The organism is Bradyrhizobium sp. USDA 327 (assembly GCF_041262065.1).
In the GTDB taxonomy this organism is placed as follows: Bacteria; Pseudomonadota; Alphaproteobacteria; order Rhizobiales; family Xanthobacteraceae; genus Bradyrhizobium; species Bradyrhizobium liaoningense.
In genome coordinates, this window is sequence record NZ_JBGCCW010000001.1 from 5193204 (window position 1) to 5219075 (window position 25872).

At 65.5% G+C, this 25872-nt stretch carries 23 protein-coding genes; 14 read left to right on the top strand and 9 right to left on the bottom strand.

The features are described from left to right. The first annotated feature begins 3 nt into the window (after positions 1-3). From glgX to treY, 3 genes are read left to right on the top strand one after another with little or no spacing between them, the layout of a single operon-like run. Entirely contained in the window at positions 4-2082 is a 2079-nt protein-coding gene (glgX, locus tag ABIA42_RS24420) for a glycogen debranching protein GlgX (protein WP_370120352.1), read from the top strand. After that, the gene (gene treZ / locus ABIA42_RS24425) at positions 2079-3830 is read left to right on the top strand and encodes a malto-oligosyltrehalose trehalohydrolase (protein WP_370120349.1); all 1752 of its coding nucleotides are present in this window, start codon (positions 2079-2081) and stop codon (positions 3828-3830) included. Before glgX ends, treZ begins: the two co-directional genes overlap by 4 nt. 1 nt (position 3831) lies before the next feature. Then, entirely contained in the window at positions 3832-6618 is a 2787-nt protein-coding gene (treY, locus tag ABIA42_RS24430; RefSeq protein ID WP_370120346.1) for a malto-oligosyltrehalose synthase, read from the top strand. A 2-nt stretch (positions 6619-6620) separates the two neighbouring features. On the opposite strand, the gene ABIA42_RS24435 is transcribed toward treY, so the two are convergent. After that, positions 6621-6938: a polyhydroxyalkanoic acid system family protein gene (locus ABIA42_RS24435; RefSeq protein WP_271531027.1), complete on the bottom strand. Its 318-nt coding sequence runs from the start codon at positions 6936-6938 to the stop codon at positions 6621-6623. A gap of 181 nt (positions 6939-7119) precedes the next feature. On the opposite strand from ABIA42_RS24435, the gene ABIA42_RS24440 reads away from it, so the two are divergent. After that, on the top strand, positions 7120-7284 hold the full coding sequence (locus tag ABIA42_RS24440) for a DUF3309 family protein (RefSeq protein WP_074117325.1): 165 nt from the start codon (positions 7120-7122) through the stop codon (positions 7282-7284). Positions 7285-7419: 135 nt separating this feature from the next. Here the strand turns inward: ABIA42_RS24440 and ligD are convergent, their stop codons facing one another. Further along, positions 7420-10098 (bottom strand): DNA ligase D, encoded by a 2679-nt coding sequence (gene ligD, locus ABIA42_RS24445; RefSeq protein ID WP_370123944.1) that lies wholly within the window; start codon positions 10096-10098, stop codon positions 7420-7422. Between the two features lie 117 nt (positions 10099-10215). Between ligD and ABIA42_RS24450 the strand changes: the two genes are divergently transcribed. Beyond that, a complete protein-coding gene (locus ABIA42_RS24450; RefSeq protein WP_370120341.1) occupies positions 10216-11097 on the top strand; it encodes a Ku protein in 882 nt (293 codons plus the stop codon). Between the two features lie 236 nt (positions 11098-11333). Here ABIA42_RS24450 and ABIA42_RS24455 read toward each other — a convergent pair whose 3' ends face one another. From ABIA42_RS24455 to ABIA42_RS24480, 6 genes are all read right to left on the bottom strand, one after another. After that, positions 11334-12023 carry a response regulator transcription factor gene (locus ABIA42_RS24455; RefSeq protein ID WP_370120338.1) on the bottom strand — a complete coding sequence of 230 codons (690 nt, stop codon included), beginning with the start codon at positions 12021-12023 and terminating at the stop codon, positions 11334-11336. Next, a complete protein-coding gene (locus ABIA42_RS24460) occupies positions 12020-14743 on the bottom strand; it encodes a DUF4118 domain-containing protein (RefSeq protein ID WP_370120335.1) in 2724 nt (907 codons plus the stop codon). Before ABIA42_RS24460 ends, ABIA42_RS24455 begins: the two co-directional genes overlap by 4 nt. Before the next feature lie 40 nt (positions 14744-14783). Further along, positions 14784-15389, bottom strand: a complete 606-nt coding sequence (locus ABIA42_RS24465; RefSeq protein ID WP_271531031.1) for a K(+)-transporting ATPase subunit C — start codon at positions 15387-15389, stop codon at positions 14784-14786. A 179-nt stretch (positions 15390-15568) separates the two neighbouring features. Beyond that, complete coding sequence (gene kdpB, locus ABIA42_RS24470; RefSeq protein ID WP_370120331.1) at positions 15569-17686, bottom strand: potassium-transporting ATPase subunit KdpB; 2118 nt, start codon at positions 17684-17686, stop codon at positions 15569-15571. A 24-nt stretch (positions 17687-17710) separates the two neighbouring features. Further along, positions 17711-19414: a potassium-transporting ATPase subunit KdpA gene (gene kdpA / locus ABIA42_RS24475; protein ID WP_271531033.1), complete on the bottom strand. Its 1704-nt coding sequence runs from the start codon at positions 19412-19414 to the stop codon at positions 17711-17713. Positions 19415-19527: 113 nt separating this feature from the next. After that, positions 19528-19617: a K(+)-transporting ATPase subunit F gene (locus ABIA42_RS24480; protein ID WP_035677463.1), complete on the bottom strand. Its 90-nt coding sequence runs from the start codon at positions 19615-19617 to the stop codon at positions 19528-19530. Positions 19618-20213: 596 nt separating this feature from the next. Between ABIA42_RS24480 and ABIA42_RS24485 the strand changes: the two genes are divergently transcribed. The 7 genes from ABIA42_RS24485 (at position 20214) to ABIA42_RS24515 (ending at position 23355) form a co-directional block, all read left to right on the top strand. Next, a complete protein-coding gene (locus tag ABIA42_RS24485; protein WP_370120326.1) occupies positions 20214-20693 on the top strand; it encodes a hypothetical protein in 480 nt (159 codons plus the stop codon). 22 nt (positions 20694-20715) lie between these two features. Beyond that, positions 20716-20994: a hypothetical protein gene (locus tag ABIA42_RS24490; protein ID WP_271531035.1), complete on the top strand. Its 279-nt coding sequence runs from the start codon at positions 20716-20718 to the stop codon at positions 20992-20994. Positions 20995-21132: 138 nt separating this feature from the next. Then, positions 21133-21387, top strand: a complete 255-nt coding sequence (locus ABIA42_RS24495; protein ID WP_271531036.1) for a hypothetical protein — start codon at positions 21133-21135, stop codon at positions 21385-21387. Between the two features lie 24 nt (positions 21388-21411). Beyond that, the gene (gene dapA / locus ABIA42_RS24500) at positions 21412-22329 is read left to right on the top strand and encodes a 4-hydroxy-tetrahydrodipicolinate synthase (RefSeq protein ID WP_370120322.1); all 918 of its coding nucleotides are present in this window, start codon (positions 21412-21414) and stop codon (positions 22327-22329) included. Between the two features lie 24 nt (positions 22330-22353). After that, on the top strand, positions 22354-22752 hold the full coding sequence (locus ABIA42_RS24505; RefSeq protein WP_370120319.1) for a hypothetical protein: 399 nt from the start codon (positions 22354-22356) through the stop codon (positions 22750-22752). Positions 22753-22864: 112 nt separating this feature from the next. Next, on the top strand, positions 22865-23053 hold the full coding sequence (locus ABIA42_RS24510; RefSeq protein WP_370120316.1) for a hypothetical protein: 189 nt from the start codon (positions 22865-22867) through the stop codon (positions 23051-23053). 47 nt (positions 23054-23100) lie between these two features. Then, entirely contained in the window at positions 23101-23355 is a 255-nt protein-coding gene (locus ABIA42_RS24515; protein WP_271531039.1) for a hypothetical protein, read from the top strand. Between the two features lie 403 nt (positions 23356-23758). Here ABIA42_RS24515 and ABIA42_RS24520 read toward each other — a convergent pair whose 3' ends face one another. Continuing rightward, positions 23759-24340: a TetR/AcrR family transcriptional regulator gene (locus ABIA42_RS24520; RefSeq protein WP_319327975.1), complete on the bottom strand. Its 582-nt coding sequence runs from the start codon at positions 24338-24340 to the stop codon at positions 23759-23761. An 85-nt stretch (positions 24341-24425) separates the two neighbouring features. Here ABIA42_RS24520 and ABIA42_RS24525 point away from each other — a divergent pair, with 85 nt between their 5' ends. Together ABIA42_RS24525 and upp are read left to right on the top strand one after the other, a co-directional pair. Continuing rightward, the gene (locus ABIA42_RS24525) at positions 24426-25166 is read left to right on the top strand and encodes a crotonase/enoyl-CoA hydratase family protein (RefSeq protein ID WP_370120309.1); all 741 of its coding nucleotides are present in this window, start codon (positions 24426-24428) and stop codon (positions 25164-25166) included. Between the two features lie 68 nt (positions 25167-25234). Then, positions 25235-25870, top strand: a complete 636-nt coding sequence (gene upp, locus ABIA42_RS24530; RefSeq protein ID WP_370120306.1) for a uracil phosphoribosyltransferase — start codon at positions 25235-25237, stop codon at positions 25868-25870. Positions 25871-25872: the final 2 nt, after the last annotated feature.

The window sequence follows — 25872 nt, forward strand, 5'->3', positions numbered from 1 at the left end:
CTGATGCGTCTGACTGCTGGATCGCCCGCACGCCTCGGCGCAAGCTGGGACGGACGCGGCACCAATTTCGCGCTGTTCTCCGCCAACGCGCAGAAGGTCGAGCTCTGCCTGTTCGACGCACAAGGCCGCCGCGAGCTCGAGCGCATCGAACTGCCTGAGAGGACCGAGGATGTCTGGCACGGCTATCTCAACGACGTATCGCCCGGCCAGCTCTATGGCTACCGCGTGCACGGCCCGTACGAGCCCGAGCACGGTCACCGCTTCAACGCCAACAAGCTGGTGCTCGACCCCTATGCCAAGCGGCTTGCCGGGCGGCTGGTCTGGAGCGATGCGCATTTTGCCTACCGCACCGGGAGCCCGCGCGAGGACCTGTCCTTCGACCGGCGCGACAATGCGCGGGGCATGCCGAAGGCCGTCGTGGTCGACGAGACCTTCAACTGGGGCCGCCGCGAGATCCGCCCCAACATTCCCTGGGAAGACACCATCATCTACGAGGCCCACGTCAAGGGCCTGACGCAGAAGCGCGACGACGTGCCGCCGAATCTGCGCGGCACCTATGGCGGCCTGTCCTCGCCGGCGATGATCGAGCACCTGAAGAAGCTCGGCGTCACCGCGGTCGAGCTGTTGCCGATCCACAGCTTCGTCGACGACCGCATCCTCGTGGAAAAGAAGCTCGCCAATTATTGGGGCTACAACACGCTGTCCTTCTTCGCGCCCGAGCCGCGCTACGCCCAGGACAATGCACTCGATTCCTTCCGCACCACGGTGGCGCGGCTGCACGATGCCGGCATCGAGGTGATGCTCGACGTCGTCTACAACCACACCGCCGAAGGCAACCATCTCGGCCCGACGCTGTGCTATCGCGGCATCGACAACGCCTCCTACTATTGGCTGAACCGCGAGAACCCGCGCTATTACGACGACTTCACCGGCTGCGGCTCGTCGGTGAACCTCACCCATCCACGCGTGCTGCAGATGGTGATGGATTCCTTGCGCTACTGGGTCGAGGTCTGCCACGTCGACGGCTTCCGCTTCGACCTCGCCACCACGCTGGCACGCGGGCCGAACGGCTTCGATCGCGGCAGCTCGTTCCTGACAGCGGTCCGGCAGGACCCGGTGCTGGCGACCGTCAAGCTCGTCGCCGAGCCGTGGGACCTTGGCCTCGGCGGCTACCAGGTCGGCGCCTTCCCCTCGCAATGGTCTGAATGGAACGACCGCTATCGCAGCGCCATGCGCCGCTACTGGAGCGGCGAAGGCAGCCTGATCGGCGACATTTCCAGCCGCATGACCGCGTCGTCCGACCTGTTCAACCACGACGGACGGCGGCCGCGCGCCAGCATCAACCACATCACCGTCCACGACGGCTTCACGCTCGCCGACCTCTTCAGCTACAACGAGAAGCACAACGAGGCCAATGGCGAGGACAATCGCGACGGCTCCAACGACAATCACAGCAACAATTGCGGTGTCGAGGGTCCGACCGACGATCCGAACATCATCAGCCTGCGCCGGCAGCTGCGCAAGAACGTGCTGGCCTGCCTGATGCTGGCGCAGGGCGTTCCGCTGATCCTCGCCGGCGACGAGGTCGGCAACTCGCAATCCGGCAACAACAACGCCTATTGCCAGGACAACGAAGTCGGCTGGGTAGGCTGGGACAATCTCGGCAAGGAGGGCGACGACATGGTCGACTTCGTCGCCCATCTCGCCGACATCCGCCGCCGGTTCTCGCAGCTCCGCAGCCATCGCTGGCTCGATGGCCGCCCCAAGGACGGCATCTCCTACGGCGCACTGTGGCTGACCCCTGCCGGCGACGAGATGACGGAGAGCGACTGGAAATTCCCGGAAGGCCGATTCCTCTCCTATGTGATGGGGCCGATGGAACCGGGTGGTGCTGCGATCTTTATCGTACTGAACGCCGCTCCCGAAGAGATCGCATTCAAATTGCCGCAAATGTCCGAATACAAGAGCTGGCAGCAGATCCTGAACACGACCGATGCCATGCTGAATACGATCGACTTCCTGCCCGGGAGCGACAGCAAGGCGCCGCCGCGTTCCGTGCTCGCCTTCGCGGGGGCGCTATGAGACCGTCCTTCGGGGCGAGGCCGACGAAGGACGGCGTGTCGTTCCGACTATGGGCGCCCGCCGCGCGCCGCGTCGACCTCCTGCTCGACCACCGCGGGCACGCGATGCAGCGCCGGCAGGATGGCTGGTACGTCGCAGAGATTGCAGGCCTCACGGCCGGCAGTCCCTACAAGTTCAGGATCGACGACGAGATCGACGTGCCGGATCCTGCTTCGGCCTTCCAGCCCGAGGACGTGTTTGGCCCGAGCGAGGTGATCGATCACGACGCCTTCGTATGGCGCGCGCGCGATTGGCGCGGCCGCCCCTGGGAAGAGACGGTACTGACCGAGACTCATGTCGGCACCTTCACGCCGGAGGGCACCTACCGCGCCATGATCGACAAGCTCGATCATCTCACGGCGACGGGCATCACTGCGCTGGAATTGATGCCGCTCGCCGATTTCGCGGGACGCCGCGGCTGGGGCTATGACGGCGTGCTATGGTATGCGCCCGACAGCGCCTATGGCCGGCCTGAAGACCTGAAGACGCTGATCGACGAGGCTCATCTGCGCGGGCTGATGGTGTTTCTCGACGTGGTCTACAATCACTTCGGCCCGGAAGGAAACTACCTCGGCCGCTATGCGCCGACCTTCTTCACCGATGCGCACACGCCGTGGGGCAGTGCGATCGACTATCGCGTGCCGCAGGCGCGAGCCTTTGCCGTCGAGAACGCGCTGTCCTGGCTCGGCGACTACCGCTTCGACGGCCTGAGGCTGGATGCCGCCAACCACATCATGGCGATCCCCGGCGAGCAATCGATGCTGCAGGACCTGAGCGTTGCCGCCGGCGAGCTCGCCAAAGCCACGGGACGCCACATCCATCTCGTGCTGGAGAACGGCGACAATCGCGCCGGCCTGCTCGACGCCGCGCAAGAGCCGCCGAACGGCAAATATCGCGGTCAGTGGAACGACGACTATCATCACGTCTGGCACGTGATGCTGACCGGCGAGCTCGCTGGTTACTACGCCGACTACCAGACGCCGCGCATGGACCTCGCGCGCGCGCTCGCCTCCGGCTTCGTCTATCAGGGCGAGATCTCCGAGTTCTGGGGCAAGAGGCCGCGCGGTGAGCCGAGCGGAGAGCTGCCGCCGGCGACTTTCGTCAATTTCCTGCAGAACCACGACCAGATCGGCAACCGTCCGCTCGGCGAACGGCTGGAAAGCCTGGCATCGCCAGAACAGATCGAGGCCGCCCTCGCAGTCACCCTGCTCGCGCCGATGGTGCCGATGCTGTTTCAGGGCGAGGAATGGGGCTCGACAGTCCCCTTCCCGTTCTTCTGCGATTTCAACGGCGGACTCGCCGAGGCCGTGCGCAAGGGTCGCAAGCAGGAATATGCCTGGGCTTACGAAAAATACGGCGACGAAGTGCCCGACCCGCTCGATCCGGCAACGCTGCAATCCGCCGTGCTCGACTGGACCGGTCGCACGCCGCAACAGGACGCGCGGCTTGCGCTGGTGAAAGAGCTGCTCGCGCTGCGTCGCAAGGAGATCGTGCCCCGGCTCAGGGGCGCAAGCTTCGGCGACGCCGAGGCGGCCGACAACGGCCTGCTCACCGCGCATTGGCGGATGGGCGACGGCACGACGTTGCGCCTCGTCGCCAATCTGTCGGATTGCGAGATCACCTCCACCCTCAGCGCGGGCACGCCGATCTGGGGCGGCGCCAGCGAGCGGCTCCCGCCCTGGTCGGTGGTCTGGCGTCTCGGAGGTTGACATGCCTCCTGCCATTCCGCTCGCAACCTACAGGCTTCAGCTCACCGCGGATTTCGACTTCGACAAGGCCGCCGCGGTCGTGCCTTACCTCAAAGCGCTGGGGATCACGCATCTCTACGCTTCGCCGGTGATGAAGGCCCGCAAGGGATCGACCCACGGCTACGACACCGTCGATCACAGCCAGTTCAATCCCGAGCTCGGCGGCGAGGCCGGCTTCGCACGACTGAACGAGGCGCTCGAGGCGCACGATGTCGGGCTCATCATCGATTTCGTACCCAACCATGTCGGCGTGCATTTCGCCGACAACCCCTGGTGGCTCGACGTGCTGGAATGGGGCCAGGCCTCGCCGCACGCCGCCTCCTTCGACATCGACTGGGATCAACTGGCCTTCCGCGCCCGCGGCGGCGTGCTGCTGCCGATCCTCGGCTCGTCCTACGGCGAGGCGCTGGAGCGCGGCGATATCGAGCTGCGCTACGATCCCGATGAGGGAAGCCTTTCGGCCTGGTATTTCGAGCATCGCCTGCCGATCGCACCGGAGCGCTATGGCGAAATTCTGCGCGTGATCGTCAAGGAGGCGGACGCGGCGGAAACGGAGCCCGGCAAGGGCCTGCTGTCACTCGCGACCCGCTACACCGGGCTGCGCCGTCCCAATCGAAAGGAAGCTCCCGGCTTCAAGACCGAGCTCAAGGAGATCGCGGGCGCCACCGACATCATCGGTCGCGGCCTTGCCGCCTATCGCGCCGGCAAGGACCGCCCGGCGCAGACGCTGACGCTGCATCATCTCCTGGAGCGCCAGCACTACAAGCTCGGGCACTGGCGGCTTGCCTCCAGCGACATCAACTATCGCCGTTTCTTCGACGTCAACGGGCTCGCCGGACTGCGCGTCGAGGACGCGAGCACATTTGCCGCCACGCACCGGCTGGTGAAGCAGCTCATCGCCGACGGCAAATTGCAGGGAATCCGGCTCGATCACATCGACGGCCTGCGTGACCCCGCACAATATTGCCAGCGATTGCGCCGGCTGGTGCGCGATGCCCAGGGCAATACAAAGCCGTTCTATACCGTGATCGAAAAGATTCTGTGCGAGCACGAGCGCCTGCCGAAGTTCGCCGGCGTCCAGGGCACCACGGGCTATGAATGGATGAACGTCATCACCCATGTGCTGGTCGATCCCAAGGGCCTCGAAGCGCTGGACGAGACCTGGCGGCAGATCAGCAACCGGCCGCCGCGGCTTGCGCCTTACGTCAAGGACGCCAAGCGGCGGGTTCTGGAGACGTTGCTCGCCAGCGAATTCACCGTGCTGTCGCGTCTGCTCGCGCGCATCGCCAACGGACATTACTCGACACGAGACTTCTCGGCCGACAGCCTGCGACAGGCGCTCGAGCTCTATGTGCTGCATTTCCCGGTCTATCGCACCTACCTGACGCACAGCAGCCCGACGGCACCGGACCGCAAGCTGATCGAGGACACCATCGAGCGCGCCCGCGCGGAGTGGTTTGCCGCCGACGAAGGCATTTTCGACTTCCTGCGCGATGCCCTCACCATGGACCTGCTCAAGCCCGGCCGTCCCCCGCACGGCGCCCCGCGTGTGCGCCGCTTCGCGCTGAAGGTGCAGCAATTCACCGGGCCGATGATGGCGAAGTCGCTGGAGGACACCGCGTTCTATCAATTCCACCGGCTGCTTGCGCTGAACGAGGTCGGCGGCGATCCCGCGAGCACCGGCCTTACCATTCCCGCCTTCCACCAGGTCATGCAGGCCCGCGCCAGGGAATGGCCGCAAGGCATGACCGCGACCGCCACCCACGACACCAAGCGCGGTGAGGATGCCCGCACGCGCATCGCCGCGCTCAGCGAGATTCCCGGCGAATGGACCAGCGCGGTGGCACGCTGGAAAGTGTTGAACGCGCCGCATCTCGCACACCAGGGCAGTTTCCGCGCGCCGTCGGCGACGTTCGAATACATGCTCTACCAGACCTTGCTCGGCGCCTGGCCGCTCGAGGAGCCGGCCGATGCCGCTTTCGTCGGGCGTATCCGGGCCTATGCCCTCAAGGCCGCGCGCGAGGGCAAGGAGGAGACGAGCTGGCTCAACCCGCATGAAACCTATGAGGACGGCATACGGGACTTCGTCGAGAAGATCCTCGATCCCGCCCGGTCCGCAGAATTCCTGGAGGCATTGCAAACGCTGGCTCGCCGCGTCGCACTGCTCGGCACGTTGAATTCGCTGAGCCAGCTCACGCTCAAGGCGACTCTGCCGGGCGTGCCGGACTTCTATCAAGGCACCGAGTTCTGGGACCTGTCGCTGGTCGATCCCGACAACCGCCGCCCGGTGGACTTTGCCGCACGCCACGCGGCGCTGAGCTCTTTGGAAGCTCCGGACTGGAGCAGCCTGATCAAGTCCTGGCCGGACGGCCGGCTCAAGCTGGCCTGGACGCGGCATCTCCTCAAGCTGCGCAATGGACTCGCCGACGTATTCGCCCAGGGTGACTATCAGCCGCTCGAGGTGCGCGGCGCACATGCCGACCACGTGATCGCCTTCGCGCGCCGTCATGGCCGCGCGACCGTGATCGTCGTGGTGGGGCGTCATTTCGCGCCGTTCACGCAAGGCGGCCGGGAATGGCCCGCGCCGGAGAGCCTGGACGCGACTATCGACATCACGGGCTACACCGTGCCCGGCCTTGCCGGTAACGACTTGCCGCTCGCGCAGGCGTTCCGCGATTGTCCCGCCTCGCTCATCGAGGCCCGAGCCGCAAGCGCCATCAGGCCCTCGCGGCGGCGCGTGCGCGCCTGAAGTTACTTTCCCTCGTCCTTGGTCAGCAGCAACTGCCCGCGCTTCCTGATCGTCGCCTGCGCCATCTCGGCAAAGCGCTGCAACAGCCAGGGCAACACCACCTCGACCTTCACATGGTCGTCGGCGACGTCGACCTGACCGGTCGCGATCTGCCCGAGCGCGCGGATGCGGAAATTCATGCTGTCGCCGCTCCAGCGTTCCTCCTCGACCTGCATCACCGGAATGCTGGCCGCGGCGCGGCCAAGCCCCGTCTTGAGCCGGCGCACCGCCTCCTCGCGCCCGAGGCGGTGTGGGATGGAAACGACAAGCGGTGCTGACATGGTTCCTGTCCGGTGGTGGCTCTTGCCACATAGTCATCCCTGCTGCACCTGCAAAGGTTCCATGCAAGTTGGACCGTCGGCCTTGTTTCAATGCGGGAACTTTACAACCTGCGGCAAGTTGCCCCCGCACGACGGGACAGGTGCAAACGACCCTTTCGACAAAGGGCTGGAGGAGACTCGTATGTCAATCGGCACGATCATTCTGATCATTCTGATCATCGCCCTGCTTGGCGGCTTCAGCGGCATCGGCGGCGGGCCGTTCTACGGCACCGGCTATTATGGCGGCGGCGGCCTCGGGCTCGTCATCATCATCCTGCTGATCCTGCTGCTGATGGGACGGATCTAACAAAACGTGGATCGCGCAGGGTGGGCAAAGGCGCAACGCGCCATGCCCACCTTCCTCGCCACGACAGGGAAAGACGTGGGCACGCTTCGCTTTGCCCACCCTACGAGACCGGCCTTCGCCGCAACAGCGACAAACCTACTTCACCTTCGCCGCCAGCTTCTTCATCGCCGCCTTGATCGACGCCGCGGCATCGTCATAGCCCTCCCATGCTTTCGATCGCGCCAGCAGGCCCGGCACGATGCGTAGCGTGTAGCGCTTCGGGTCGAGATCGCTCTTCACTTGCGCCCAGGTGACCGGCATCGAGACGGTCGCTCCCGCCCGCGCCCGCGGCGACAAGGGGGCCACCGCAGTCGACATGCGGTCGTTGCGCAGATAATCCAGGAAGATCTTTCCCTTGCGCAGCTTCTTCGACATGTTGAGCAGATAGCGTTCGGGATCGTCGTCGGCCATCCACTGACAGACGCCTTGTGCGAAGGCCTTGGCCTCCTTCCAGCTCACCTTGTCGCGCGCGCCGTGAAGCAGCGGCACCACGACGTGCAGGCCCTTGCCGCCCGTGGTCTTGCAGAAGCTGTCCATGCCGATGTCGGAAAGGCGCTGCCGCATCTCCTTGGCCGCCTCGACGACGTCGGCGAAGTCGACGTCGGGCGCGGGATCGAGATCGAACACCAGCCGGCCCGGCGTGTCATAGGCATAAGGCGCGCAATTCCAGGGATGCAGCTCGACGCCGCCGATCTGCGCCACGGCGGCGAGCCCCTCGATCCGATCGATCTGAAGGTAGGGCTTGCGGTCGCCGGAGACCCTTGCGAGCTCCAGAAGGTTCGAGGTCCCCTGCATCGCATGGCGCTGGAAGAAGCATTCGCCCTTGATGCCATCCGGCGCGCGGATCAGCGAACACGGCCGGCCCTTGAGGTGCACGATCATCCATTCGCCGACGGCCTCGAGATAGCGGGCAAGGTCCAGCTTTGTGACGACGCCGCCATCGCCATCGTCGGGCCAGAGCTCCTTGTCCGGCTTGGAGATGATTACGCCCATGACCTCGGCATTTTGAGCGGTCTGCTTCGACTGCCGGCCCGCCTTCGTGCGCACCGCCTTCCTGGCGGAGGGCTCGGCGAGCTCGGTGTCGACGGGCGTCTCCGCCTCGACCTCCTCGGCAGGCTTGTCCTGCCGCAGTCCCTTGAACGCCGCCTGGCGAATGTTGCCGTCGGCGGTGAAGCCGGCGAACTCGATTTCGGCGACCAGCTCCGGCTTCAGCCAGTGCACGTCGCGGGTCTTCTTCGGCGCATTCTTGCCGCCGAAGGGGCTGTCCTTGGCCGCCATGGCTTTCAGCGCAGGCATGATGCGCTTCACCTTGTCCGCGCCGAAGCCGGTGCCGACCATGCCGACAAAGGCGAGATGATCGCCGCGCTGCACGCCCGCCATCAGCGAGCGGAACTTGCCGTTGGTGGTCTTGTAACCGCCGATCACCACCTCGTGGCCGGCGCGACATTTCGACTTGACCCAGCTCTCGGTGCGGCCGGACCGATAGGGCGCGTTCAGCTTCTTCGAGACGACGCCCTCGAGCTCGAGCTTGCAGGCCGATTGCAGCACGGCATCGCCGCCGCTCTCGAAATGCTCGACATAGCGGAGCTGGCTCGATTTCCGCTTGCGCGATTCCAGCAGTTTCTTGAGCTGCGCCTTGCGTTCGCCGAGCGGCAGGCGGCGGTAGTCCTCGCCCTCGGCGAAGAGCAGGTCGAAGGCAAAGAAGATCAGCTCGTCGGTCTTGCCGTCGGACAACGCAGCTTGCAGCGAGGAGAAGTTCGGCGCGCCGTTATGGTCGAGCGCGACGATCTCGCCGTCGATCATCGCGTCGGGCAGCGCAACCGCTTCCTTGGCAATGGAGGCGAACTTGCCGGTCCAGTCGAGACCCTTGCGCGTCTTCAGGGTCGCCTCGCCATCCTCGACCCGGAGCTGCACCCGGTAGCCGTCGAACTTGATCTCGTGGCACCAGCCCTGGTCGGCCGGCGGCCGCTCCACCAGCGTACAGAGCTGCGGCGCGACGAAATCCGGCATCTCCGCGACCTTCCCGGCGCTCGTCGCGGTCGTGGCGCTCTTCTTCGCCGCTCTGCCGCCCTTCAGCACCGTGCGCGGCGCCGGCTTGACCGTGCGCCCTTTCGTCTCCTCGGCACGGTTGGATTGCCAGACTGCATCGGCCTTGCCCCTGGAACCCTTGGCCAGCATGAACGGCTTTGGCGCGCGGCCCTTGCCTTCGGCGATCTGATCCATCGCGCGGCCGGAGGCGACGGACTTGTCCTGGTCGAGAACGTCGTTGTCCGCGCCTTCGCGGACATATTCGTCACGATGCTTGATCAGGAGCCAGTTGGTGCGCTTGCCGCCGGTGCGGTCGTTGCGCATGCGCACCAGGACCCAGCTTCCATGCAGCTTCTCGCCGTGCAGGGTGAACTTCAGATCGCCCTTCTTGAAGCCCGCTTCCGGATCGTCCGATTCCCACGTGCCGCGGTCCCACAGCATCACCGTGCCGCCGCCATATTGCCCTTCCGGAATCGTGCCTTCGAAATCGCCATAGTCGAGCGGATGGTCTTCCACCTCGACTGCCAGCCGCTTGTCGTGCGGATCGAGCGAGGGTCCTTTCGTCACCGCCCAGGACTTGAACACGCCGTCGAATTCGAGTCTGAGATCGTAGTGCAGGCGGCTGGCATCGTGCTTCTGGATGACGAAGCGCCGCTGCCTCGACGGCGCCACTGCGCTCTTGCCCGATGGCTCGGGCGTCTTTTCGAAATCCCGCTTCTGTCGGTAAGTGGAGAGTTTTTGCAGCACGATCGGTCCCGCTTCTCTTTCGGCGTCCAAGCCTATCACGGCGAAAGTCCCGCCCGGAACCAAAACCCCATGGGACGGTTGGGGTTCCAAAACGCCTTGAAAACCCTGGAGAATGGAATGGCCCCGCGCGCCTATTGGAAGGGAACGTTGAAGCTGTCGCTGGTCAGTTGCCCGGTCGTGCTTTATCCGGCGACCACGGCGGCCGAAAAGACGCGGTTTCACCTGATCAACCGCGAGACCGGAAACCGGCTCAAGCAGCAGATGATCGATTCCGAGACCGGTGACGTCGTCGAGAGCGACCAGAAGGGCCGCGGCTACGAGCTGCGCAAGGGCAAATATGTCGAGATCGAGCCGGAGGAGCTCGAAGCGGTCCAGATCGAGAGCAATCACACCATCGACATCGAGAGCTTCGTGCCGCGCGATGAGATCGACCAGCGCTATCTCAACCATCCCTACTACATCGCACCCGACGGCAAGGCCGCGGTCGACGCCTTCGCCGTGATCCGCGACGCCATGAAGGACGAGGAACGCGTCGCGCTCGCCAAGATCGTGCTGACCAACCGCGAGCATGTGATGGCGATCGAGCCGCTCGGCAAGGGCCTGCTCGGCACCACGCTGCGTTTCCCATACGAGCTGCGCGAGGAGGACCAGTTCTTCGACGACATCAAGAGCCCGAAGATCACCAAGGACATGGTCGAGCTCGCCGGCCATATCCTGCGCACCAAGGCGGCGCATTTCGACCCCAGCAAATTCAAGGACGAGTACGAGGACGCGCTGAAGGCGCTGGTGAAGCGCAAGGCCAGCGGCAAGAAGATCGAGCTGCCCGAGCCCGAGGAGCGACCGAGCAATGTCGTCAGCCTGATGGACGCGCTGAAGCAGAGCCTGAAGGGACGCGGCAAGAAGACGGCGACGAAGTCGCATGCGCGGCGGGCGACCGGACGGCATCGCGCCGCTAAGAAGACCCCCCGGTCGACGGCGAGGCACCGGAAGGCGGGCTAATCCGGCTCGACGTGAGCTCGCGGCTCAACCTCCGTCGTCAGGCCCGGGCTTGACCCGGGCATCTACGTCTATCCCATGCGCTGATGCACGTGGATGGCCGGGACAAGCCCGGCCATGACGGCTCGCTTGACGGTGCTAAAGCGCGATGCGATTAGGATGAATCGTCATCGCGCTTTAGGTTGTTGTTCAAGCATGATCTTTCCGGAAAACCGCTGCGCACTTTTCCGGATCATGCTCTAATCCCCCGCCTTCAGCCGGTACCCGATCCCCGTTTCCGTCAGCACATATTGCGGCCGTTCCGGATCTGCTTCGATCTTCTGCCGGAGCTGCCGGATATAGACGCGCAGATATTGCGCATCCGTCAGCTCGTCCCAGAGCTCCCTCAGCAGGAAGCGGTGGGTGAGCACCTTGCCGGCATGCTGCACCAGCACGCGCAACAGGTCATACTCCTTCGGCGAGAGCTTCACTTCGCGCTCGCCGACCTTGACGATGCGGCGGACCAGATCGACGGAGAGATCGCCGGTGCGGAACACAGGGCGCTCGCCCTTGACCTGAAGCTGGTGGCGCAGCGCGGCGCGCAGGCGCGCCAAAAGCTCCTCCATGCCGAACGGCTTGGTCAGATAGTCGTCGGCGCCGAGATCGAGCGCCTGCACCTTGCCGGCTTCGTCGCCGCGGCTCGACAGCACCACGATCGGCACGCCTTCGTTGCGGGCGCGCATGATGCGGAGCAGCTCATGCCCCTGAACGTCGGGCAGGCCGAGATCGAGGATGACCAGCGCCGGCCCTTCGTCAAGCTTCTCCAGCGCGGTCTTGCCGTTCGACGCCTCCAGGATCTCATAGCCTTGCGTCGTCAGCCCCATCCGCAGCAATTTGCGGATCGGCGGCTCGTCGTCGATGACCAGGACCTTGATCGGAGCAGCGCTCATGCGGCGGTATCCAATGCGTGGCTCTCTGCCGGAACGGGCAGGCGAATGGTGAGGACCGCGCCACTCCGCTCGCTGCGATTGGCAGCGGAGATCGTACCGCGCATCGCCTCGACGAAGCCGCGGGAGATGGCGAGCCCGAGCCCGGTGCCGGGACGGACGTGATCGCCCTTCTGCGCGCGATAGAACTTGTCGAACACGCTCTCTAGCTCGTCAGGCGGAATGCCGGCCCCCTCGTCAGCGATCTCGATCACGACATGACCGCTCTCGCGCCGGCCGCGAATCGAGATCGTGGTCTCGGGTGGCGAGTATTTTGCGGCATTGTCGAGCAGATTGAACACCACCTGCTCGAACAGCACGGCATCGAGCTGGAGCATCGGCAGATCGGCGGCCAGCACCAGCTCGACCTTGTGTCGGTTGAGGATCTTGCTGGCGCGCCGCAGCGCGCTGCCCACGATTTCGCCGAGATCGTGCAGCGCCGTGTTGGGCACGATAGCGCCGGATTCGAGCTTGGTCATGTCGAGCAGATTGGCAATGAAGCGGTTGAGCCGCTCGGATTCGTCAATCACTGTGGCGAGCAGGTCGCGCTTCTCGGTGTCGGAGAGGGCGCCGGCGAGATCGCGCATGGTTGAGGCCGCTCCCAACACGGAGGCGAGCGGCGTCTTCAGATCATGCGAGATCGAGGTCAACAGCGCCGAGCGCAGCCGTTCGGATTCGACCGTGCGCTTGACGCGGTCCATGTCCTCGACCAGCAGCACGCGCTCGATCGCGAGCGCGCCCTGGTCGACCAGCGCATCGAGCAGCCGGCGCTGGTCCGGCGTCAGCAGCGGGCCGGTGCGGTCGTTGTCGATGCCGATGACGCCGATCGGGCCGCGCCCGGTGCGCATCGGCAAGAACAGCCGCTTGGCGCCCGGCAACGTGTCCGAGCCGCGGCCGGCGGGGCGGTCGTTGCTCCAGGCCCAGTTGGCCGCAGCGAGGTCGGCCTGATCGAGCTCATCTTCGGGCGGATAGCCGGACTTCACCGTGAGCAGGCCCTCGTCCGGCAGCAGCAGCACCACGCGCACCTTCAGCATCAACGCGATCTGGTAGGCGGTCGCCCACAGCACGTCGTCGAGCGTAGCGGTGCCGGCGAGCTTGCGGCTGAAGGCATGGAGCTGCTCGGTCATCCTGATCCGGCCGATAGCGGTGTCGGCCTGGATGCGCACGCGCGCCGCGACATTCGAGACGATCATCGCGACCACCAGGAACAGCAAGAAGGCGGCGACATTGGTCGGGTCGGTGATCGTGAAGGTGTAGAGTGGCGGCAGGAAGAAAAAATTATAGCACAGGGAAGCCGCGACGGTCGCCAGCAGCGATGGCCATAGGCCATAGCGCACGGCAACCGCGACCACCGCCGTCAGCAGCACGAGGTCGACGTTCTCGATGCCGAAACGGGGCTGGATCAGCTCCGCGGCGCCGAGGCCGATCAGCACGATCCCGAGCGCCTTCAGATAGGGCAGCGGATTGAACGGCTCCGACCGCGCGGCGGTCTGCACCGCGGTCTTGGGCGCGGCCTCGCCGGGCATTTCGTCACCGGCGATGACGTGGACCGTGATGTTGCCGGCGCGGCGCACCAGGTCGTGCACGACGGAGCCGCGCGTCATCTCGAACCAGCGCGAGCGCGTCGACTTGCCGATCACGATCTGGGTGACGTTGTTGCCTTGCGCGAAATTGACGACGTCATCGGCGATACGGCGGCCGACGGCGGGAATGGTCAGCGCTTCGCCGCCGAGAGCTTCCGCCAGCCGCAACGTGTCGGCCAGCCGATCGCGCTCCTCGTCGGACAATTGCAGGGATCGCCGCGTCTCGATCGAGATCGCGGTGAACGGCGCATGCAGCCGGTCGGCCAGCCGCTTGGTGTAGCGCACGAGGCCGGCGGCGCGTGCATCCTCGCCGATGCAGACCAGGATGCGCTCACCCGCGGCCCAGGGCCCGGGAATCGCATTCGCCTGCATGTGGTTGAGGAGCTGCTCGTCGACCCGCTCGGCGGTGCGCCGCAGTGCGAGCTCACGGAGCGCGGTGAGGTTGCCCGGCGAGAAATAATGCTCCAGTGCCCGCTCGGCCTGCTTGGGCACATAGACCTTGCCCTCCTTCAGCCGCTGGATCAGATCGTCTGGCGTCAGGTCGATCAGCTCGATCGCATCGGCGCGGTCGAATACCGAATCCGGCACGGTCTCGCGGACCCTGACATGGGTGATCTGGGCAACGACGTCGTTGAGGCTCTCGATGTGCTGGATGTTGACGGCGGTGTAGACGTCGATGCCGTGGGAGAGCAGCTCCTCGACGTCGAGATAGCGCTTGGGATGGCGGCAAAGGGGCGCGTTGGTGTGGGCGAGCTCATCGACCAAAGCAATCTGCGGCCGCCGCGCGATCACCGCATCGAGATCCATCTCCTCGACAATCTGGCCGCGGTACTCCAGCCTCTTGCGCGGGACCACTTCGAGGCCGCGTACCAGCGCCTCGGTCTCGGCGCGGCCATGGGTTTCGACGAACCCGACCACGACATCGATGCCGGCCTTGCGCTTGGCATGGGCGCTTTGCAGCATCTCGTAGGTCTTGCCGACGCCGGGAGCGGCGCCGACGAAGATCTTCAGCTTGCCGCTCGCACTCTCCTCCCGGCGCGCGGCTTCCAGCAGCGCTTCGGGAGAGGGACGTTGTTCGGGATCGCGGCGCTCTCGGACCATCTCGCCAATATAATCATCTGCGCGCTGCGAGCCTAGACTGCTACTTCGCGGCCATGCGATCGAGCGCAAGATTCAGCGCCAGAACGTTAACCCTGGGTTCGCCGAGCAGGCCGAGCAGACGGCCTTCGGTGTTGGCGGTCACGAGCTGCTTGAGCTGATCCTCAGGCAGATTCCGCGCCTTTGCCACGCGCGGCACCTGGAATTGCGCCGCTTCCGGCGAGATGTTCGGATCGAGGCCGCTGGCCGAGGTCGTCACCAGGTCGACCGGCACGGCCGCGTTCGGATTCTCGCTCCTGAGCTTGTCCACATCTTCCTTGAGCCGGTCGGCCAGCGCCTTGCTGGTCGGGCCGAGGTTGGAGCCGCCCGAATTGGCGGCGTTGTAGGGGGCCGACACCGTCTTGGCCGAATCATTGGGGTCCGGCGCAAGCGTCGCCGAGGGACGGCCATGGAAGTACTTGTCGTCCTTGAACTCCTGCCCGATCAGGGCGGAGCCGATCACCTTGCCGTCCTTCTCGATGAGGCTGCCCTGCGCCTGCACGGGAAACAACGTGCCGGCAATGGCGGTCATCGCGAGCGGATAGGCGAGGCCGGTGATGGCGGTGAGCGCGAGCAAGAGGACGATCGCGGGGCGGATTTCTCTGAGCATGTTGAGTCTCCAATTGTTCTGTCACTCCGAGCTGGGAAGCCGGACCTCACCCTGAGGAGCCGCGCCTGCGCGTCTCGAAGGGCGAGGCCACCAGCCGGGCCTTCATCCTTCGACACGCGCGTTCCGCGTTCCTCAGGATGAGGGTCTGGCAGAATCGCCTCGTCGCTCGCGATGACATGTCAGGCCAGATGCAAGGCAGTCACCAGGAGGTCGATCGCCTTGATTCCGATGAAGGGGATGACGATTCCGCCCAGGCCATAGATCAGCAGGTTACGCCGGAGCAACGCACCGGCACCGACCGCGCGATAGGCGACGCCCTTCAGCGCGAGCGGGATCAGCGCAATGATGATCAACGCGTTGAAGATGATCGCCGACAGGATGGCGCTCTGCGGGCTCGACAGGTTCATGACGTTGAGCACGTTGAGCTGGGGGTAGAACGCCAGGAACATCGCCGGGATGATCGCAAAGTACTTGGCCACGTCGTTGGCGATCGAGAACGTCGTCAGCGCGCCGCGCGTCATCAAGAGCTGCTTGCCGATCTCGACCACCTCAATGAGCTTGGTCGGGTTCGAGTCGAGGTCGACCATGTTGCCGGCCTCGCGGGCGGCCTGGGTGCCGGTGTTCATGGCGACACCGACGTCGGCCTGGGCGAGCGCCGGCGCGTCGTTGGTGCCGTCGCCGCACATGGCGACCAGCTTGCCCTTGGCCTGCTCGTCGCGGATCAGCTTGAGCTTGTCCTCGGGAGTTGCCTGCGCCAGGAAGTCGTCGACGCCGGCCTCGGCCGCGATGGCGGCAGCCGTCATCGGATTGTCGCCGGTGATCATGATGGTGCGGATGCCCATGCGACGCAGCTCCGCGAAGCGCTCGCGAATGCCGCCCTTGACGATGTCCTTGAGCTGGACGATCCCGAGCAGCTTGCCATCCTTGGCGACAGCCAGCGGCGTGCCGCCGGACTTCGACACGTCATCGGCAATGGCCTGGATCTCGCGGCCGAGCTCGGAAAGCGCGGCGGACTGCATCGCCCGCGCCGTGTTGCCGGAAGCGACCGCGGTCGGAGCGCCGCCGCCGACATAGTTCAGCATGGCATCGACCGCACCCTTGCGCACCGACGAGCCGCCGGCATCGACGCCGCTCATGCGGGTCTGCGCCGTGAACGGGATGAAGGTGGCCCCCAACTCCGCCATGTCGCGGCCGCGGATGCCGTACTTCTCCTTCGCCAGCACGACGATGGAGCGACCTTCCGGCGTCTCGTCCGCCAGCGAGGCGAGCTGGGCGGCGTCGGCCAACTCCTGCTCGGTCACGCCGCGCACGGGACGGAACGCGGTCGCCTGCCGGTTCCCGAGGGTGATGGTGCCGGTCTTGTCGAGCAACAGCGTGTCGACGTCGCCGGCCGCCTCGACCGCGCGGCCAGACATCGCCAGCACGTTGAAGCGGACCAGCCGGTCCATGCCGGCGATGCCGATCGCCGACAGCAGCGCGCCGATGGTGGTTGGGATCAGCGTCACGAACAGCGCGACCAGCACGATCACCGAGATCGAGCCGCCGGCATAGGCCGCGTAGCTCGGGATCGTCACGGTGGCGAACACGAAGATGATGGTGAGGCCGGCGAGCAGAATGTTGAGCGCGATCTCGTTCGGCGTCTTCTGCCGCTCCGCGCCCTCGACCAGCTTGATCATGCGGTCGATGAAGGTCGAACCCTGGGCTGCCGTGATGCGGACGCGGATCCAGTCCGACAGAACCTGCGTGCCGCCGGTCACCGCCGAACGGTCGCCGCCGGATTCGCGGATCACGGGCGCCGACTCGCCAGTGATGGCGGCTTCGTTGACGGAGGCGACGCCCTCGATCACCTCACCGTCCGAGGGGATCGTGTCGCCCGCCTCGACCAGCACGAGATCGCCGACCTTCAGGCTCGTGCCGGGCACGAGCTTGTAATCGCGGCTCGCGCCGCTCAGGAGCTTGGCCTGGCTCTCGGTGCGGGTCTTGCGCAGCGTCTCGGCCTGCGCCTTGCCCCGGCCCTCGGCCACTGCTTCGGCAAGGTTGGCGAACAGCACGGTGAACCACAGCCAGAGGATGATCTGGAAGGTGAATCCGAGATTTTCCCCGCCGGTCAGGAGATCGCGCAGGAAGATCACGGTGGTGAGCGCGGCAACGATCTCGACCACGAACATGACCGGGTTCTTGATCATGGCGCGTGGATCGAGCTTGGCGAAAGCCGCGCCGATCGCCGGCATCACGATCCTGGGATCCAGCATCGCCGACACCGGCATGCGCTTGTTGGGTTTATGGACGGGTTCCATGGAGGTCACTCCGAAAGAGCTGGATCAGAACAGGTTGCCGGCGTTCATCGCGAGGTGCTCGACGATGGGGCCGAGCGCGAGCGCCGGGAAGAAGGTCAGGCCGCCCATGATCAGGATGACGCCGACGACGAGACCGACGAACAGGCCTCCGGTGGTCGGGAACGTGCCCATCGACGGCGGGATCGATTTCTTCGCCGCGAGCGATCCCGCGATCGCCATCGCCGGCACGATCATGAAGAAGCGGCCGACGAACATCGCGCTGGCGAGCGTGAGATTGTAGAAGAAGGTGTTGCCGGTGAGGCCCGCGAAGGCCGAGCCGTTGTTACCCGTCCCCGAGGTGAAGGCGTACAGCACTTCGGTGAAGCCGTGCGGTCCGGCATTCGCCATGGAGGCGACCGCCGCCGGATAGACCACGCCGACGGCGGTCCAGCCGAGAATCATCAGCGGCAGGACGAGAATGGCGAGCATCGCCATCTTGACCTCGCGCGCCTCGATCTTCTTGCCGACATATTCCGGCGTGCGGCCGACCATCAGGCCCGCGACGAAGATCGCGAGGATGACGAACAGCAGCATGCCGTACATGCCGGCACCGACGCCGCCGACGATGATCTCACCGAGCTGCATGTTGATCAGCGGGATCATGCCGCCGAGCGCCGTGAAGCTGTCGTGCATGGCGTTGACGGCACCGCAGGAGGCGGCCGTGGTGATCACGGCGAACAGCGAGGACGCGACGATGCCGAAGCGGACCTCCTTGCCTTCCATGTTGCCGCCGGTCAGGCCCAGCGCATGCATGGTCGAGGTGCCGTTGGCTTCCGCCCAATAGCAGACGCCAACGCCGGCAACGAACAGCACGCCCATCACGGCGAGGATCGCCCAGCCCTGGCGCTGGTTGCCGACCATGCGGCCGAACACGTTGGTCAGCGCCGCGCCAAGCACGAAGATCGACAGCATCTGCACGAAGTTCGACAGCGCAGTCGGGTTCTCGAAGGGGTGCGACGCATTGGCGTTGAAGAAGCCGCCGCCATTAGTGCCGAGCATCTTGATCGCGACCTGCGAGGCGACCGGGCCGACCGCGATGGTCTGCTTGGCGCCTTCGAGCGTGGTCGCCTCGACATAGGCCCCGAGCGTCTGCGGCATGCCCTGCCAGACCAGGAACAGCGTGTAGACGATGCAGATCGGCAGCAGGACATAGAGCGTGCAGCGGGTCACATCGACCCAGAAATTGCCGACGGTGCGAACCGAGGCGCGGGCAAAGCCGCGGATCAGCGCGACCGCGAGCACGATGCCGGTCGCCGCCGACAGGAAATTCTGGTGCGTGAGGCCGACCATCTGGGTCAGATAGGACAGCGTGCTCTCGCCGCCGTAGTTCTGCCAGTTGGTGTTGGTGATGAAGGAAATCGCGGTGTTGAACGACAGATCTTCGGCGACCGCGGACTGCCCAGCCGGATTGAAGGGCAGCATGGCCTGGAGCCGCATCAGGCCGTAGATGATGAGGAAGCCGCCGACATGAAACAACAGCATGGCGACCGTGTAGGTCATCCAGTGCTGCTCCCGCCTCTCGTCGACACCGGAAATCCAATAGATGCCGGCCTCGATCGGGCGCAGGACGGGCGACAGGAACGTGCGCTCGCCGTTGAACACGCGCGTCATGTACCAGCCGAGCGGCTTGGTCAGCGCGACGACGATCGCACAATAAAGAATGATCTGGAACCAACCGATGACAGTCATGACATCAACCCTTCAGGCTTCGGGTCCGGCGCAATAGCGGCAGGAGCAGCGCAAGCAGGCCCGCGACGAGCGCAGCGTCGGCCAGCAGCAATTCGACGAGCAGCAGCACGGCGTCAGAACCGTTCGGGCCGCAGCAGTGCGTAGGTGAGATAGATCAGGAGGCCGAACGAGACGGCGCCGGCGAGCGTATAGTCGAAGATCATGGTCCGCTCCGTCACAGCCGTTCGCAGGCGTAGGTGTAACCGATCGCGAGCGCGAAGAAGCCGAAGGCCAGCGCCAGCATCAGAAGGTCCATCATGACGATACTCCTCGGTTGAGACGTTTCCGGCATGGCCCGTCTCTGGATTCCGGCGGGCCGCTTGCCGCGATCGAACGCAGCGCGGCCGGGAACTTCACCGCGCTGACATGCCACCGCGCACATAGGTTTTCGAGATGGGGCCTATGGCGACGTTATAGGAATCTCATAAAGGCCGGCACGCCATGACCGGCGGCGACGTGACGCCGGCAATGCTTTCCAGGCGGTCGTTCCGGGCCGGCACCGCAGCGGCGCGGCCCACCATCGCTCTCGCAATCGTGGTTACAGCAAGCCGTGGTCAAGGTCTTTTCAAAAAGCCCTGCTTCTATAAGCCGCCACCTTCCGCGCAGATGACAGTCGAAGATCCGGCGCCTGGACGGAATACTCCATGTACTTATGAGATCCCTATATCTCTCGCCCGATCCCTATCTCGTTTTCAAATGCGCTCCGGCCCATCTTGGAGAAGCCGGCCGACTGACCGACGCCAACTCCAGGAGGCCTGACATGACCGCTGCTCTCCGACGCTACGATCCGCCATCACTCGGCGACCGCTTGCGCTATGCGCAGGTGATGACACGGCCGTTGATGCTCGACATCATCGAGCATGCCTGCCGGCGCTTTCCGTCCCTCGAGCAAAGCGAACGCACCGCACGCCTCACGCGCCTGATCGACGCCGAGGCATGGGCCGACGCGGCTCTGCTGCTGATGGAGCTGGAGCTGCCGATGTGGCAGGTCCGCCGCATCGCCTATGACGAGGGCGAGTGGCATTGCGCGCTCTCGCGCGAGCGCGAGCTGCCGGACTGGCTGGATGCCGCGGTCGAGGCGCGCCATGCCGACCTCGCGCTCGCCCTGCTGTCGGCGTTCCTCGAGGTGCGGGCGCTGGCGGCGGATGTATCGCGGCCGAGCGTTCCTTCCGTTCGTCCTGCCGTCCGTCCTGTGCCGGATCCGCTCTGCGAGCCGGTGGTCTGCGACAATTTCGGCTAGACTCGCCCGACGGATCGACGCCATGCCGCAAGCTCCGGACATGCCGCGCATGCTGAGCCCGTCGCGCGTGATCGTGCGTTTCGCCGTCCGCCTCGTGCTGCTCATGGGCTTTGCCGCATTCGGCAGCGTCGGCTTCGGCCGGAGCCTCGCCGTCCTGCTCTGGGTGTCGATCGTCCTGTGCGCACTCGCCAGCCTCGTCAGGCGGGAGCCGCTGTTCGGGGCTGCGCTCAATCATTGGGACGAAGCTGTCGCGTTCGGCGCGCTGTTCGCGCTGGTCCACGTCGTCATTGATCCGGCCTGAATGGCACAGTTCCGGCTTTATGATCTTCCTATGAAATCGCGGCTCACCCGCCCTCGAAATCATATTCGCGACTGAGGATATTGAGCACGCCGGCGAGGACCTCGTCCGAGTCCGGCGTCGTTCAGAAGGATCAAACCCGTGAAACTCGTCGAACCTCCCTCGTGCAGCTCGCCCTCGACCATCGTCTTCATCGGCCGCAATCGCCGGGGACAATGGGTCGCTCAAGAGCAGAACGGCCTCTATGGCGGCCTGTTCGTCAGCCGCGCCCAGGCGATCAAATATGCGCTGTTCGAGAACGGACAGCATCCCGAAACCATCGTCGAGCTGCCGCGCGAGATCGAGCTCGACATGGGCAGGCGCCCCAACGCCACCGTCGCGCAGCGCGCCGCCTGAGCCAGCGCCAACAGGGGAAAACCAATGCTCATCCCTCCCGCCGCCTGGTTCACCGGATTCATTCCTGACCTGCCGACCCCGTTCGACGCGGCAGATGCGATCGATCTCAAGGCATTCGCCGCACTGTGCGAGCGACAGGTCGCGGCCGGCGTTCCCGCCATCGTGGTCTGCGAGACGGCCGGGGAAGCGCCGACGCTCTCGCCGGCCGAGCAGGAGCTCGTCATTCGCACCGCGGTCGACGTCGCTCGCGGCCGCGTGCGGATCATCGCAGGCGCGGTATCCAACGCAACCAGCCACGCCATCGAGCTTGCGCGGCGCGCGGAGGCGGCCGGCGCCGATGCCGTCATGTCGGTCGTGCCCGCCTACAACAAGCCGATGCAGGAAGGCATGCTCGCGCATTTCCGCGCCGTCGCCGGCGCGATCGGACTGCCCGTGATCCTGCACGACAATCCCTCCCGCACGCTGCGCCCGCTCGCCGACGAGACGCTTCTGCGTCTGGTCGAGTCCCGCCAGTTCGTCGGGCTGCGCGATGGGAGCGGTGACATCACCCGTCCGATGCGGCTGTCCCGCAACTTGCCGGCAAGTTTTCGTTTTCTCTCCGGCGACGACACCACCGCATTCGGCTTCATCGCGGACGGCGGCGACGGCGCGATCTCGGAAGTCGCCAACATCGCGCCGGATCTCTGCCGCACGATCTTCTCACATGTCAGGCAGGGCCGGCTGCAATCCGCGCGTTATCTGCACAAGCGCCTGATCCCGCTCATCGCCTGCCTGTCCAGGGAAAGTCCGGCCGCGCTCAAATACGGTCTCAACATCCTTGGCTTGATGTCCGCCGCGACCAGGCTTCCGATCGTGCCGCTGGACGCAGCCGCGCAGAGAGGCGTTGTGCGCGCATTCGCTGCGATCACCGACGAAGAATTGATCGACAGCGTCGGAGCCTGACGCGCCGAGCCCGTCCGGAATTGCATGCTCAACCCGCTCGATGGATCTGACAGGCTGCTCCACGCCTGGAAGCTGGCGCTGCTGCGCTTTGCCGTGACGCGGGATGAAGCCGACAGGCTCAACGTTGCAGCACTCGCGGCGGAGCTCGATCGCCTCGGGGGACGGCGCACCGCCGACGAGACGTTCCACTTCTTCCGGCGAACCAGTTCCCAGCTCTACGCGGCGATCAGCGGGCAGCCACAGAACGCGGCGGACATCCTGGACCGGTTCTGCAAGCAGATCGAGGAGCCGCGGCTGCGCCTCGCCTTTGCCGCGGCGGTCGGGATCACGCATTCGGATCCCGCGCCGTCTCAGGTCCCCCGACCGAAGCGGAACCCCGATCTCTTCAGAGGGCTGCCGGCGCGAGGATCGGCATCTTTATGACATTCCTATGCGGATGCGCCGGCGCTCATCTCGCAATCCTACGCAACGATGGACATCATAAGCAGCAGATTGGAGCGGCCGTCTCGCTGCGCCAAGGACAAGGACTTCCACGATGTCGATCCTGACACATGGTTTCGACCGGCCCTTCGGGGCCAAACGCACGGCGCGCATCTCCGAAGCGCGCAAGGCCCGGCTCGAGCGTATCGCGCTCCAGGCGCTCGGCCTGCTCTCGATGGGCAGCGTGCTCACCGCGCTGATCGCGCTGAGAACCGCAATCCATGTCTGGCATCTCCCCGCCTGACCGGTGCGGCAGACGTCATGACCTTGCAGATGTGTGAGGAGGCCGCCATGGCCGCGATCGCCCTTCAAGCCGTGCACCGCCTGCCGGAGTCGCGAACGACGACGCCTGAAATCGGCGCGACGACGGCCCTGAAGCCACTCGACCCTGATGTCGTCAGTGCCGCCATTCCCGCTTTTTTCATCGGACGAAACCGTGCCGGGCTCTGGGTGGCCCGCGAGGCCAGGGGGCGCGTCGGCGGCCTCTTCCTGTTCAGGAGTTCCGCGATCGATTTCGCCAACCGGCAGAGCGCGCCGGCACGATGAGCGCTGGTGTTTCCTGCCGAGACCTTCGAGCTCGACGTCGCGAACCATGGCAATCCGCTGGGCGCTCTGGCGGCGCGATGGTTGAGCGGGGTGAAGCGGCGCCTGGCGCGCCTTGCGAGGTAACGACATGGTCGAGCTCAAGATCGTCATCCTGGTCGCATTGATGGGCGCGTTGCTGCTCGGCATGCGCGCCACTACGAACCCGACCTCGGACGGCTAAAGCATGATCCGGAAAAGTGCGCAGCGGTTTTCCGAAAAGATCATGCTTAAACAACAACCCAAAGCCCTTCAGGGAAACTCTGGAGCAGGCAGTCAGCGTGACCATTCTGACGATGACGCTGAGCCTGGTCTGGGGCGGCATCCTGACGCTCGTGATCACACTGGTGGCGCGCGGGCTTGGAGTCTAGCTCATCCGCTCCGCTTCGATCAGCCGTGCCAGCTCCCCCGCGGTGACCTCGATCGGCCGGCGGCTACGCTCGACGCGGGCCTGGATCAATGCGCCCTGCAGCGCCGACGTGCAGAGCACGGCCAGCGCCTCCGCCCGCGGCCTGGCGAAGCCGTCGGCGACCAGCTTGTCACGCAGGATCGATAGACGCGCCGCATAGGCCTTGCGACCGGCCTCCGACACGGCCCGTTCGCGCGGCGCAAGCTCGAGCAGGACGGTCGTGATCGGGCAGCCGTTGCGGAAGCCGGAGCCCTGCATCCAGCCTGCCAGCAGCCTTGCGTGCGCGCGCAGGAGCTCGCCGGTCGAGCCGCACTCCGCCGCGAGCTTGGCGACCGTCGCTGCGACGCGGCGGCCCGCCTCCTCCACCGCTGCCACCGCGATCGAGGATTTTCCGTCCGGAAAGTAATGGTAGAGCGAGCCCTTCGGCGCGCCGCTGACGTCGACGATGTCGTTGAGGCCGGTGCGGGCAAATCCCTGCCGGCGGAACAGGGTCACCGCGGCATTGATGATGGGCTGACGGTGCTTTGGCACGGCCGGCATCGTACTCTCCTTCGGTCAAGAATTATATTGATTGGTCTACATCAGCCTCCGACAGTCAAGACTTGACCATGACAGGGAGAGGCAGATGCCCAAGGGAGTGACCTACGAACTCAGAGACGGCGTGGCGCGGATCGGGCTCGACGACGGCAAGGTCAATGCGATGTCGGCCGCGATGCTGGGCGAGATCGCAGCCGCCTTCGACCGTGCCGAAACGGAAGCGGAGATCGTGGTGCTGCGCTCGGCGCGGCCGGGCGTCTTTTCCGCAGGCTTCGACCTGAAAGTGTTCGCCTCGGGCGATGCTGCCAGGAGCCTCGAGATGGTCCGGGCCGGCGCGGAGCTTGCGCTGCGGCTGATGTCCTTTCCGCACCCGACCATCGGCGTGATGGAGGGCCATGCTTACCCGATGGGGACGTTCCTGCTGCTCGCCTGCGACGTCAGGCTCGGCGCCCGCGGACCGCACCGCATGGGGCTGAACGAGGTCGCGATCGGCATCGCGCCACCCAGCTTTGCCATCGAGCTCGCGCGCAGCCGCCTGCATCCGGCCTGGCTCAGCCGGACCGCCACGCTGGGCGAGATGTACGAGCCGGAGGAGGCGTTGACCGCTGGCCTTCTCGATCGCGTGGTCGCGCCGGAGATGGTCGACACCACGCTCGATAAGATCATCGCTGGCTTGCGCGCCATCCACAAGCCGTCGCATGCAACCGCCAAGAGGCGCCTGCGCCAGCCGGCCATGGACGCCATGCGCATGGCGATCGACCGCGAGCTGACCATGGCTGCCTACGAGGCGAGCAACCGCGCCCGCAGCGCCGTCGCGATGCCCGGTTAGGCCGCGTCTCCCACGGAAAGGGCCGACCCGATCTGGCGCAGTTTCACGGAAGCGTGTAGATCGGTTTCATGAGCACCAGCAACGTCAACGTCGTCGTCCACCCCCTGGTCCAGCACAAGCTCTCCCTGATGCGGGAGAAGGACCGCTCGACCAAGAGCTTTCGCGAGATCCTGAACGAGATCGGGATGCTGCTCTGCTACGAGGTGACGCGCGACCTGCCGCTGGAGCTGGTCGATATCGAGACGCCGATCGCGCCGATGCGGGCGCCGAAGATCGCCGGCAAGAAGCTCACGCTGGCGCCGATCCTGCGTGCCGGCGTCGGCTTCCTCGACGGCATGCTCGCCTTGATGCCTTCGGCGCGCATCGCCCATATCGGACTCTACCGCGACCCCGAGACATTGCAGGCCGTGGAATATTACTTCAAGGCGCCGCAGGACCTGTCCGACCGCACCGTGATCCTGATGGACCCGATGCTGGCGACCGGCAACTCGGCCTGCGCCGGCGCCTCGCTGCTCAAGGCGCGTGGCGCCCGCGACATCCGTTTCGTCTGTCTTCTGGCCGCGCCCGAGGGCATCGCCCAGTTTCAGAGCGAGCATGGCGACGTGCCGATCTGGACCGCCGCAATCGACGAGCGGCTCAACGACCACGGCTACATCGTGCCGGGCCTGGGCGATGCCGGCGACCGGATGTTCGGCACCAAGTAGAC